The 12,682-nt window shown below is 38.1% G+C and carries 13 protein-coding genes; 12 read left to right on the top strand and 1 reads right to left on the bottom strand.

Annotation, left to right across the window (positions count from 1 at the left end; all coding sequences use genetic code 11):
• The first annotated feature begins 386 nt into the window (after positions 1-386).
• Positions 387-1,217, top strand: a complete 831-nt coding sequence (locus tag A2G56_RS07825; RefSeq protein ID WP_062711143.1) for a methyltransferase domain-containing protein — start codon at positions 387-389, stop codon at positions 1,215-1,217.
• Between the two features lie 250 nt (positions 1,218-1,467).
• On the opposite strand, the gene A2G56_RS07820 is transcribed toward A2G56_RS07825, so the two are convergent.
• Positions 1,468-1,974, bottom strand: coding sequence for a TetR/AcrR family transcriptional regulator (locus tag A2G56_RS07820; protein ID WP_062711141.1), 507 nt, complete (start codon positions 1,972-1,974; stop codon positions 1,468-1,470).
• Between the two features lie 166 nt (positions 1,975-2,140).
• Here A2G56_RS07820 and A2G56_RS07815 point away from each other — a divergent pair, with 166 nt between their 5' ends.
• The 11 genes from A2G56_RS07815 (at position 2,141) to dapD (ending at position 12,648) form a co-directional block, all read left to right on the top strand.
• A complete protein-coding gene (locus A2G56_RS07815) occupies positions 2,141-3,412 on the top strand; it encodes a YhgE/Pip domain-containing protein (RefSeq protein WP_062711138.1) in 1,272 nt (423 codons plus the stop codon).
• 157 nt (positions 3,413-3,569) lie between these two features.
• Positions 3,570-4,187, top strand: a complete 618-nt coding sequence (locus A2G56_RS07810; RefSeq protein ID WP_062711134.1) for a hypothetical protein — start codon at positions 3,570-3,572, stop codon at positions 4,185-4,187.
• A 170-nt stretch (positions 4,188-4,357) separates the two neighbouring features.
• Complete coding sequence (locus tag A2G56_RS07805; RefSeq protein WP_062711132.1) at positions 4,358-5,707, top strand: glucose-6-phosphate isomerase; 1,350 nt, start codon at positions 4,358-4,360, stop codon at positions 5,705-5,707.
• A gap of 139 nt (positions 5,708-5,846) precedes the next feature.
• Positions 5,847-6,647: an SDR family oxidoreductase gene (locus A2G56_RS07800; protein WP_062711129.1), complete on the top strand. Its 801-nt coding sequence runs from the start codon at positions 5,847-5,849 to the stop codon at positions 6,645-6,647.
• Between the two features lie 23 nt (positions 6,648-6,670).
• The gene (locus tag A2G56_RS07795; protein ID WP_062711127.1) at positions 6,671-8,536 is read left to right on the top strand and encodes a BglG family transcription antiterminator; all 1,866 of its coding nucleotides are present in this window, start codon (positions 6,671-6,673) and stop codon (positions 8,534-8,536) included.
• Positions 8,533-9,012: a transcriptional regulator GutM gene (locus tag A2G56_RS07790; protein ID WP_062711124.1), complete on the top strand. Its 480-nt coding sequence runs from the start codon at positions 8,533-8,535 to the stop codon at positions 9,010-9,012. The genes A2G56_RS07795 and A2G56_RS07790 overlap by 4 nt, the downstream gene beginning before the upstream one ends.
• A gap of 23 nt (positions 9,013-9,035) precedes the next feature.
• Complete coding sequence (srlA, locus tag A2G56_RS07785) at positions 9,036-9,587, top strand: PTS glucitol/sorbitol transporter subunit IIC (protein ID WP_062711121.1); 552 nt, start codon at positions 9,036-9,038, stop codon at positions 9,585-9,587.
• Between the two features lie 19 nt (positions 9,588-9,606).
• Entirely contained in the window at positions 9,607-10,602 is a 996-nt protein-coding gene (srlE, locus tag A2G56_RS07780; RefSeq protein WP_062711118.1) for a PTS glucitol/sorbitol transporter subunit IIB, read from the top strand.
• Positions 10,603-10,635: 33 nt separating this feature from the next.
• Complete coding sequence (locus tag A2G56_RS07775; RefSeq protein WP_062711115.1) at positions 10,636-11,001, top strand: PTS glucitol/sorbitol transporter subunit IIA; 366 nt, start codon at positions 10,636-10,638, stop codon at positions 10,999-11,001.
• A gap of 10 nt (positions 11,002-11,011) precedes the next feature.
• Positions 11,012-11,695 carry a fructose-6-phosphate aldolase gene (locus A2G56_RS07770; RefSeq protein ID WP_062711112.1) on the top strand — a complete coding sequence of 228 codons (684 nt, stop codon included), beginning with the start codon at positions 11,012-11,014 and terminating at the stop codon, positions 11,693-11,695.
• A gap of 254 nt (positions 11,696-11,949) precedes the next feature.
• A complete protein-coding gene (dapD, locus tag A2G56_RS07765; RefSeq protein ID WP_062711109.1) occupies positions 11,950-12,648 on the top strand; it encodes a 2,3,4,5-tetrahydropyridine-2,6-dicarboxylate N-acetyltransferase in 699 nt (232 codons plus the stop codon).
• Positions 12,649-12,682 lie beyond the last annotated feature (34 nt).

Raw genomic sequence — 12,682 nt, 5'->3', positions numbered from 1 at the left:
TATTAAAAACGTTCCAAAGTCAAGCTGACTCTGGAACGTTTTGCTACTTGCACGTCTTCTGAATGTCTTTAGTTCACGGCAAATGAGCCTCTAAAACCTCCTTTTTAGAAGATAAGTCATGCATTTCTCTAAATCAATCCCATATCGTTTGGCTGTTTACAAGAAACTCAAAAGATTGTAGATGACTTGGCTCCCTTATACTTCTCCATATTGGGATAGGTTATAAAAGGAATACCTTGAGAAGGTTTTGACGAAAGATGTTATAATGTAAAGGATTACTTCTCAAAGAAATACTTTTTAAAGCCTCACTTCACTGATGAGGCAATATCATGTTAAAATCAGTAACCTAAAATCATTAGCCTATCATTTTCCATGGAAGGAACATCATGTCTCACCCCTTAAAATCATTAGCCCCTCTTTTTACCTGTCCTGTCTGTCTCGCTGCTATGGACTATCAACCCAAACGATTAGTCTGCACAAAGGGACACTCATTTGACATTGCCAAACAACATTATATTAATCTAATCCTCAACAACAAACCCGATAAACATTATGACAAACTCTCTTTTGCGCGACGTCATGACATTCTAGAAGCAGGTTTTTATGACCCTATTTTAAAGGCCATTGCCAAAGAAATTAGTAACGATGACAAAACGAAGGTGATCCTCGATGTGGCTTGCGGGGAAGGATACTACGCACGTCAACTCGCTCAAAATAAGAAAAATCATATCATCGCTTTCGACCTATCAAAACAATCCATTCGACTGGCTGCCCAAAAAGATACTGAAAAACGTGTGACCTGGTTTGTGGGGGATTTAGCCAAACTTCCTCTGGCCGATAGCAGCGTTGATGTTATTCTTGACATCTACTCCCCTGCTAACTATCAAGAATTTAAGCGTGTCTTAAAGCCTGGTGGCAAACTGATTAAAGTGGTGACAGCAAGTGAACACGTTTCGGAACTCCGCCAAGCTGCTTTTGAACAATTAAGAAATAAAACCTACTCAAATGCTAAGATTCTCCATCATTTTAGCCAGGCATTTCCAAATTATCACAAAAGCCATCTCACAACAACCCATCCTGCCACTCAAAAAGAGCTGCTGACGTTTGCTCAGATGACACCATTATTTTTCCATGTTAACTTGGATAAGATTGATTGGCAAGATCTAAATGAAATCACTATTGCAGCAGATATGTTAATCGCTGAAACAGAAAGCTAAATCACTGTTTTGGTTTTCTATCTGCAAAAAAAGTTACCCCGCACAACTCGCCTCTCTTTTTGATCTATGAAAACGGAGACGATTTTGTCCCCAATCGTTAGGCCTAGTGATTCGATCTAAAATGGTTCAAAACTAATGATCCTCTCACTTCTTTCTTTAAAAAGTCATTCCGGTCTCTGAGACTCTCAACATGGTCTCTTCCAAAAGAACCTCTAAAAATATTACGCTGGGTACTGTTATCCCAGCTTTTTTAATCGGCAAAAATACGTTTAAAGAGGTTATACAAGACATCTTCTTGTTCCTTGGTCAATCTGTAATGATTGTTTTTCAAGATTGCATAGGCTCCTCCTACCGCAAAAGAAAGTCTTAACTGAACAGTCTCTGGTAGTTGCTCTGAAATGGTCTCTTGATAGAGTTGAAAGGTTTTTTCTAAGGTCTCGTCTTGGTTGGTAAACAAAGCTCTATTCTCACTGTAAACCTGACGAATTGTCGTTTGAATGTCATCCAAAAAAGTTGCCATATCCTCTTCTTGAATAGGATTTTCCAAAAGAAACTGACGAATGGGCTCTAGAGCTTCTTCTTGTAATTGTGCCACAAGATCATAAATATCGGTGTAATATCGATAAAAAGTAGATTTATTGATGAGTGCTTCCCGACACAAGTTTTCCACATAAATCTTTTCAATAGGCTTATCTTGTCGCAATCGGACAAAAGCATCTTTGATAGCCTTTTTTGTTTTGATGACTCGCTTATCCATGAATACCCTCCTCAGTAATATCTATTTTAGTCTTTTTTCTGAAATATACAACGATTTTGCAGAGGACGTTTGATAAGCAACGGTTTTAAAAAAAGTGCTGATTGAATACACCCCAAAATAGTCCTATAATACCCTTTGTTATTTGAAAAATAGAAAAGGAGACCCCATGACTTTTAAAAAAATCATCCTTAATAAGCTCATGTTAATAGCAATGGTGATTGCAGTGGTTTATCAAGTGGCCATGATAGGTATCTACATTGGCGGCTACAAATACACAGCTGACCGTCCTGAAAATAGCAAGATTATCTACGTTAATCAGGACGGTGACAAGGGTAAAGATATTGTCAAATCCATGAAAAATGCCTTGGATTTTGCCAGTCAAGACGAACAGAGCTTAACAAAAGCCAAAGCCATCCTTCGCAACCATAAGGCTGCTTTGGTCATCAATATCCCTGAAAATTACACTGAAGATATGGCCCAAGGTAAGGCGGTCAAGCTCAATTACTTCTATAACAGTGCTGGTGATACCATCAGTAAACAAACAGGAACAACGGTTGCTAACCAATTGACAAACAAACTCAACTTAGCCGTATCTAGTCAAAAAATGCAGGCTATCCTCGTTAAATCAATGATGGAAGTGTCTAAACCTCAAATCGAAGCCGATATCAAAAAAGCTGTTGGTACGGACCCAACTAAACTAGACTCTATTCAAAAAACGGTTACAGCTAAATACCAGGAACGGTTCACGCAAATGGCTAAAAATGCCGTTAACCTCAATAGCGTTTCTGAAAATAGCAAGGATATTAATCCTAAACCAACCTCTCAAATGAACCTCATTATGACACCAATGATTGCTCCTGTATCCAGTTATATCGGTGCTATGATTTCATCCATCATCCTTTATAGTTTTGTCTTTAAAAAGGCAATCCGTTCTAATGTTTCTCACAAATGGCTTGGTTGGCTTGCTCTTGAAGTTGATTATCTCTTGATTTCATTGGCTGTTGGCGGAGCTGGTGCTCTCATGCTGGCTTGGATTAATCATTTTAATCAGGAAGTCACCTTTAAACTCCTTGGTATTCTAACCCTCAATACCTTTGTTAGCTTCCAACTAATCTTAGCTATTTATATGCTTCTGGGCGCAGTCGCTTTTCTTGTCACCCTACCTTTAACATTAGCCCAAGTAGTGACTGCAGGTACTATGATTCCAGAATACCTCATGGCACCTGCGCTAAAAGCTATCCGCCCATACCTTCCTGTCTCGTCATCATGGCAATTGATTCAAAATATTATCTTTAAAACAAGTACAGATACTGACCCACTGATGTCATTAATGATGATAGCTGGTGTGACAATGGTTATCTCCCTAATTATCTTACCAATCCGTTATCATAAAAATGCAGACCCTCGACCAGACATCGATGTGCTAAGCTTGCTATAAAGCATCTCATTCGACTAGTTAGTTTTTTAACTGACTAGTTTTTTTGATATAAAGGATTTAATATTTTCAGGAAATGCTTTCCACCTTAAAAGCTCATTTATGGTACTATAAAAACAAGGAAATATGACCTTTCCAATCTACTGTATCAGGAGTCTTTATGCGTAAATTTTTACAAACTACTCTCTATGAGCTGTCCTTCTATGTTGAAATTATTATTTCTGTCATCCTAGCCATTGTTTTAGCGACACTAACAACTCGTCTAGTACTTGATATATCAGGTGTTTTTGCATCAAACAATACCATAGAACATTATTTACAAAATTTTCTTAATCAGGCGATGAGCATTGCCATCGGGGTCGAGCTAATCAAAATGTTGACCAAGCATACGTCAACGACCATCATCGAAGTCCTACTTTTTGCCCTAGCCCGTCAGCTAGTTGTTTCTCATGGCAACGCCTTGGATACCTTAATGACGGTCATTAGTCTGTCAATTCTTTTCGCATCACGTAAATTTCTTCTCAGTCACTTCGATGACCCTAATAGCATCATCGTCCGAGGTAGCCAAACGGTTAAAATGGCAAATCTTCTGGCTCGTGTTGATATTCCTTGCAAAGACAAGGAGTTAATGCGTGACTTTATGGCTCGCCATCTCAAAGCAGAAGATAAAACAGTTGCCATCGGAGCATTTATTCATATCAAAGACCTTGCCTTGCGCGTTGATAGTATGAGCGACGGTATTATCACACGGATTGAAATCATCAAATCGCATTATTGATTTTCTGAAATATAATTATTATTTTCAAGAAAATTTCTGTAAGGGAAAACTTTGATTTAAAACCGTTTATAACGCTTACATTATTTTACAAAAATAATTTGAAATGATTGAAAAAAGTCTCACAAAAGAGTATGATAGTATCTGAATCCAAAATTAACAGGAGTATTAAAATGACACACATTCAATTTGATTATTCAAAAGTTCTCGATCAATTTGTTGCACCGCATGAACTTGACTACATGCAAGCATCAGTAACAGCAGCAGACAGCATGCTTCGTCAAGGCACTGGACCTGGATCAGATTTTCTAGGATGGCTTGATCTTCCAGAAAACTACGACAAGGAAGAATTTGCCCGTATCCAAGAAGCTGCTAAAAAAATCCAATCTGACAGTGAAGTGCTTGTTGTTATCGGTATCGGTGGTTCTTACCTCGGCGCTAAAGCTGCCATTGATTTCTTAAACAACCACTTTGCTAACTTGCAAACGGCAGAAGAACGCAAAGCTCCTCAAATTCTTTACGCAGGTAATTCTATCTCATCAACCTACCTAGCTGATTTAGTAGAATATGTTCAAGATAAAGAATTCTCAGTCAACGTAATTTCAAAATCAGGAACAACAACTGAGCCTGCTATCGCTTTCCGTGTCTTCAAAGAGCTTTTGGTTAAAAAATATGGCCAAGAAGAAGCTAACAAACGTATCTATGCAACAACTGATAAAGTTAAAGGGGCTGTTAAAGTCGAAGCTGACGCTAACAACTGGGAAACTTATGTTGTTCCAGATAATGTTGGGGGACGTTTCTCAGTCCTTACAGCGGTAGGACTTCTTCCAATTGCAGCTGCTGGTGCTGACATCACTGCCCTCATGGAAGGTGCTAACACTGCACGCAAAGAATTGTCTTCAGATAAAATTTCTGAAAACATCGCTTACCAATACGCAGCCGTTCGTAATGTGCTTTACCGCAAAGGCTATGTAACTGAAATCTTGGCTAACTATGAACCATCACTTCAATACTTCGGTGAATGGTGGAAGCAATTGGCTGGTGAATCAGAAGGTAAAGACCAAAAAGGCATTTACCCAACTTCTGCTAACTTCTCAACAGACCTTCACTCATTGGGACAATTCATCCAAGAAGGTTACCGTAATCTCTTTGAAACTGTTATTCGCGTTGATAAACCACGCAAAAACGTTCTTATCCCTGAAATGGCTGAAGATCTTGATGGACTCGGTTACCTCCAAGGTAAAGACGTTGACTTTGTTAACAAAAAAGCAACTGATGGCGTTCTTCTTGCCCACACCGATGGTGGCGTACCAAACATGTTTGTGACTCTTCCAGAACAAAATGAATTTACACTTGGATATGCTATTTACTTCTTCGAATTAGCTATCGGTCTTTCTGGTTACCTCAACAGCGTTAACCCATTTGACCAACCAGGTGTTGAAGCCTACAAGAAAAACATGTTTGCACTTCTCGGCAAACCAGGATTTGAAGACCTCGGCGCAGAACTCAACGCTCGTTTGTAATATAACTGAAAGCCTCGAAAGAGGCTTTTTAATTTTAGTCATTAGTCCAGTAAATTTCTTCATAACTAAAAAAAGTGTGTCTTAATTTTGTTTTGTAAGCGCTTTATAATTAAGCTATAAAAAGAAAAGGAGCTTAATCATGACTGATTGGTTAAATATTACTGGAAAAACAGTTATTGTTACAGGTGGTTCATCTGGTATCGGAAAAGCTATTGTTGACGAACTACTTGATTTAGGCGTCAATGTTGCTAACTTTGATATTTCTGATAACGAGGAAACACATCCTAATCTACTCTTTCAAAAAGTTGATATCACTTCTCGCCAGCAAGTAGAAGCAGCTACAGAGGAGGTTGTTAAACAGTTTGGAACAGTCGATGCACTTGTTAATAATGCAGGCATTAACATTCCTCGACTACTCATTGATCCTAAAGACCCTCACGGTAGATACGAATTAGATGAATCAACCTTTGACAAAATAACAACTATTAATCAAAAAGGGCTCTACCTGGTCAGTCAAGCTGTGGGGCGCATATTAGTAGCGAAAAAAGATGGTGTTATTATCAATATGGCATCTGAGGCAGGGCTAGAAGGTTCCGAAGGACAAAGTGCTTATGCTGCCACTAAGGCTGCTGTTTATAGTTATACACGGTCCTGGGCTAAAGAACTGGGTAAACACAATGTTCGTGTCGTTGGGATTGCGCCAGGGATCATGGAAGCCACTGGACTTCGTACATTGGCCTATGAAGAAGCTCTTGGTTATACTAGAGGTAAGAGTGTAGACGATATTCGTGCAGGTTATGCCTCTACCAGTACTACTCCCCTTGGACGTAGCGGAAAATTAAGTGAAGTTGCTGATCTCGTAGCTTATTACATATCTGATAGAGCCAGTTATATCACAGGTGTGACTACGAATATAGCAGGTGGTAAAACCCGCGGTTAACTTAACTTGAGGATGGTGATGAATTGGCAATTATAAAACGTTGGTATAAAATACTGAACTTTTTGGTGAGTCAAACTCAAGTCTCTCTACAAGAGATGAAAAAAGAATTAAATGTCAGTCAAAAAACATTACTAAGCAGTATCGAACAATTAAATGCTGTTTTGGACGACGATATTCGTATAAAAAATGAGCATAACCAGTTATCTCTACAAGTCTTTGACTACAATCGTCTAGAAGAAATTTTATCAGGAAGTTTGAAGAAAGAAAGTGATTTCAATTCATCCAGTAAAAGAATATCATATATTATCAAAAAACTGATGCAACATCCCGAACCAACTTTAATTGATGATTTAGCAGCAGAAATAAACGTTAGCCGTACAACGATTAATAAAGACCTGAGAAAAGTAAAAGAGTTAGCCAAGCACTATCAGGTGGACATCTTTGGAACCCCTAATCGTGGGATTAGCATCAACGGCGATGAGATGCAACTGCGGTTGTTTTATTGCTACAATGTTTACCCTTACTTTGATACTACAATCTTGAAAACTGATACCAAACACTTTTTATCTGAGCTCTATGAACGTTATCAGCTACCCAGAAAAACGCAAGACCTATTATCAAAAGTGATTGCTATTAGCCTCATGAGAATCAAGTCTAGTTCCTTCTTAGAAGGGATTATTCCCTATTTTAATAACCAACTTAAGCAGAGCAATATCTTAGAGGAGCTTGTCTATCATATCGAAATCACTTACCAGATCTCTCTTAATCAAATAGAACGAGATTTCCTGTCCTTTCCACTACACTTACAATACATTGCAACTTTAAACTATCAAGAGATACCAAGTGATTTAATCAGCACTATCTTTCAACAAATGATGGAACGAATCAATGATAGTTTTGACCTTGAAATTAATACTGAAAAATTATTTCGTGATTTACACACACACCTGAAATTTTTGCTGAATAGACTTCGATTCTATTGCCAAACTTCAGATCTTTTTCAAGGAGAAATCAAAAATAAATATCCTCTAGCTTATCAATTAGCCCGTAAAGCAGGAACTGTTCTGGAAGAACTTTTTCAAAATGAACTAGAAAGCTCAGAGATTAGTTATCTAGCGCTATACTTTGAAATGGAACTACGCGAGGCTAATACTGTCCACTTGACACAGAAAAGACAAATAGCTGTTGTTTGTACTACTGGTCGGGGGACTGCTACTATGATTAATCATCAACTAAGACGCGTTCTTGGAAACGAAATTGTCATTGATCAATATTCAGAAGAGAATTTCAAGCCTAATCAAGCTGAACATTACTCTGCTATTTTTACCACTATTCCCTTAAAATTTCAGCACATTAGTACACCTGTTATTCAGATCACGAATCTCTTTAACGACCAATGGTTAAGAAATCAATGGGAACAAGTTAATCAGTGGGAACAAAAGAGTTTCCAATCAACTCAGTTCCAATTTATACGTTTAAGTCCAAAAGAATATTATTTTGATTATCTCATTGAGATGGCAGATAAGCTGGTTAAAGAGACCCCTATCGATTCAACATTCACTCATAAAATCATTACTAGAGAAAAAAAGCAGTCAACCATCTTTGGAAATAATATTGCATTCCCTCATGCTACACATTCGAAACAACAAATAATACTTATGGTAGGGGTTCTCGAGGAAACTTACATCACTTCCTCAGAATCTGTAGACTTCATTTTTATGCTAGCCATTCCAGAAAAATCAACACAAAAAATAGAGACAGAATTGTTAGCACTCTATGATGATATTTTCAGAATTGCCAATGATACTGAATTAAAATCAAATCTAAAACAGATTGAAACTGACGAAGATTTTTCAATATTTATCCAGAATAAAGGAGTACTGAGATGAGTCCAGTAATTGTTCTAACCATTACTATTGCAATGGCATATATCTTTCAAATTTTTCTTGGAATAAAACAGATTAAACATTTCAATACCGTTTATGCCGCATTACTACGAAAAGGACGTGTTGCCATCGGACGGCGCTCGGGAAAATTTAAGTCTGGAACGGTTGTAATGTTTGCTATAAATAAAGATGGCATTATTTTGGACGCTAAAAAAATTCAAGGAGTGACTGTTGGGGCACGCTTTAAAAGTATGCCTCAATACTTGGATCAAGACTTACACTACCTTGACCACTATAACCCACTTGTTCGCAAGGAAAATAAATTAACACAAATTGCTATTGAAGATGCTAGAAACGTCTTCCTCACTATTGAAGCCGGAACTTATAAAGAAGCGCCTAAACACATTCCAATGATTGATTGGGGATTACAGGTAAAAACATTATTATCATACGTTAAACTTAATAAAAAATCATTATAATATCTTAATCTAGGAGGTTTCTCATGGATCATATCACTAAATTTGCAGAAGGTTTTATGAACCTTTTCCAAGCAGGAGCTGATACTTTTATTAGCTGGATGACTGGTATTGTACCATTAGTATTGATGCTATTGGTTGCAATGAATGCTTTAATTGCCCTTATCGGTGAAGACAGAATGAATAAAGTTGGAGAATTTTCAGCCAAAAATCCTCTAACACGCTATATGTTACTCCCCTTCTTGTCAGCTTTTATGTTAGGAAATCCAATGTCAATGAGCATGGGGCGTTTCTTACCAGAATACTACAAACCAAGTTATATTGCTGCTCAAATGCAATTTTGCCACACTTCTAATGGTGTCTTCCCCCATATTAATCCTGGGGAACTCTTTGTTTACCTTGGTATTGCTACTGGAATTCAAAAATTAGGTCTTAGCCAAATGGACCTTGCTATTCGCTACCTTTTAGTGGGGCTTATCATGAATGCTGTTGGGGGATGGGTAACTGACTTTACTACAGCATTTGTCTGCAAGCAACAGGGGATTCAATTAAGTAAAACAGTCCACTTAGATAAATAAGATAGCTAGGAGAACGAACATGACATATAAAAGCATTAAGGTTGTTAAAGGAAATGGTGGTTTTGGTGGCCCTCTCATCATCACTCCGACCGATAAAAAACATAAATTTATTTATATCACTGGCGGTGGAGAGAAACCAGAAATTGTCGATAAAATTGTAGCATTAACAGGTATGGAAGCTGTTAACGGCTTTAAAACATCTATACCTGATAGTGAAATCGCTCTTGCCATTGTTGACTGTGGTGGTACCCTACGTTGTGGTATTTATCCTAAAAAAGGGATTCCAACAATCAATATCGTGGCAACAGGAAAATCCGGTCCATTGGCTAAGTATATCACGGAGGATATCTATGTATCAGCTGTTGGTCCAAATCAAATTTCAGGAACTGACGAAAGTGCTTCAATAGCCACTATTGAAACTAAACAAGAACAAACAAAATCAAGTACTTACGATACTAATCAAAAAATTACTGAGCAGCGTGCAGAAACTAGTTTTGTGGCTCGTATTGGAATGGGGGCTGGTAAAGTGGTTGCCACCTTTAATCAAGCCGCTCGTGATGCCATTCAGACTATGCTTAATACCATTCTTCCCTTTATGGCTTTTGTATCCCTACTCATCGGTATCATCAATGGTTCTGGTATTGGAACATGGATTGCTAATTTATTAGCACCACTTGCTGGTAATATTTGGGGACTCGTTATCATTGGTTTTATTTGCTCTCTTCCTTTCTTATCTCCCCTTCTTGGACCTGGGGCAGTCATTTCACAAATCGTCGGAACCTTAATTGGTGTTCAAATTGGAAAAGGTAACATTCCGCCACAAATGGCACTACCCGCTTTATTTGCTATCAATACTCAAAATGGTTGTGACTTTATCCCAGTCGCTCTTGGATTGACTGAAGCAGATGCTGAAACTGTAGAAGTTGGTGTCCCTTCTGTACTCTATTCTCGATTTTTAAATGGGGTTCCACGTGTTTTAGTTGCTTGGTTAGCAAGTATCGGACTTTACCAATAAAAAGAATAATTTTCTTAGAAAGAGCACACTATCATGACAACTGTTTTTCAAACTACCGTAACTACAATTGGTCCAGAAGCTGAAGAAATGATTGAAGGCGCAAACATGCTGATTCTCTTCGGGGAGGATGCTCCTGCTGATTTAGCTGAGTTTTGCTTTACCATCGATAATAAAAACCTAGCTGGACCAATTCAACCAGGAGGTGTTGTTCTCATTGATAACCTATCCTACCCTATCACATCAGTGGGAAAGGTTGTTGAGAAAAATCTTAGTAATCTTGGCCATATTACCATCGCTTTTGATGGCTCTGAAGAAAGCTCACTTCCCGGTACACTTCATGTCTCTGCTGAACAACTTCCTACGTTAGCGAAAGGGACTATTGTAAAAATTAACACCTAAGAGGTATTTTATGGAATTATTACTTGATACTGCTAATATTCAGAAAATCAAACAATTACACGACATTCTTCCGCTCAAAGGGGTTACAACCAATCCATCTATATTAAAACAAGAAGGAAAAATTGATTTTTTCAATCATTTGAAACAAATAAGGAAAATTATAGGACCTGAACAATCTCTCCATGTTCAGATTACTGCAACTAATGCTAAAACTATGATTGAAGAAGCCTATGCCATTTTAGAAGGCATCGATGCCTCAGTCTACATCAAAATTCCTGTCACTATTGAAGGACTAAAAGCCATCAAAAAACTTAAAAGTGAAGGTATCCATATTACAGCAACTGCTATTTATACAAAACTACAAAGTTTTCTTGCTATTGCTGCCGGCGCTGACTATTTAGCCCCCTATTATAATCGTATGGAAACTCTAGGAATTGATTCTAAAGCGGTCATTGAATCACTTCAGAAAGAAATCGAACGAACAGGTAGTCAAAGTAAAATACTAGGAGCTAGTTACAAAACCATCGAACAGATTAACGATACGTTTGATGCTGGTGCACAGGCCATTACTGTCAATCCAGATTTAGTCGAACAATTGCTTTCATCCCATACTATCATGCAAGCTGTTGAAGATTTCCGAAAGGATTGGAAATCCATTCATGGTGAAAACAATATCACAGCATTATTAGAATAATAATTAGATTTAGCAAAAAACGCATTATTGACGTTTCTCTACATTATGAGACCTCACCCGAGGTCTTTTTTTATTTCATCATTTCCAAATTTTCTGACTATTTGTTATAATAGATACCATCAACTTATTTTTGAAGAAAGTGGGTGTTTGGTTAGGTTTGTCTAAAGCTTGCCATAGCTGATTAACTAGAAACACTACGGGTGGCGTTATTCTGTGTTACTTTCTAGCTAACCAAACACTCTTAGGAGATTAGAATGACCGCTCAAAAAATGACTGCACAAGAAATTATTGCTTACATTGGTAATGCTGAGAAAAAAACTAATGTTAAGGTAACCTATGCTGGACAGGTAGCTGCTGACATTCCTGCTTCAGTCATCCAACTCAGTAATGTTCTGTTCGGAGACTGGAAAGATATTGAACCACTCCTTGAGGGAATGACAGAAAATATTGACTATGTTGTTGAACAAGATGGCCGTAATTCTGCAGTTCCTCTGTTAGACAAGCGTCACATCAATGCTCGCATCGAGCCAGGAGCTATTATCCGTGACCAAGTTACTATTGAAGATAATGCTGTTGTTATGATGGGAGCTATCATCAATATTGGTGCTGAAATTGGTGCTGGCACAATGATTGATATGGGGGCTATCCTTGGAGGGCGTGCAACAGTCGGTAAAAATAGCCATATCGGCGCTGGTGCTGTCCTAGCAGGTGTGATCGAACCAGCTTCTGCTCAACCTGTTCGTGTGGGAGACAATGTTCTTATTGGTGCCAATGCTGTTGTTATCGAAGGGGTTCAAATCGGAAATGGAGCCGTTGTTGCAGCTGGTGCTATTGTCACAGAAGATGTCCCAGAAAACGTTGTAGTAGCTGGTGTCCCGGCTCGTGTGATCAAACAAATCGATGCCAAAACTCAACAAAAGACAGCCTTAGAAGAAGCTCTACGTAACCTTTAAGACTAAAAAGCTGAGCATAGCTCAGCTTTTATCA

Source organism: Streptococcus halotolerans (assembly GCF_001598035.1).
GTDB classification, from domain to species: domain Bacteria; phylum Bacillota; class Bacilli; order Lactobacillales; family Streptococcaceae; genus Streptococcus; species Streptococcus halotolerans.
Note: the sequence above shows the minus strand (reverse complement) of the source record. Positions and strands in the feature narration are given on the sequence as shown.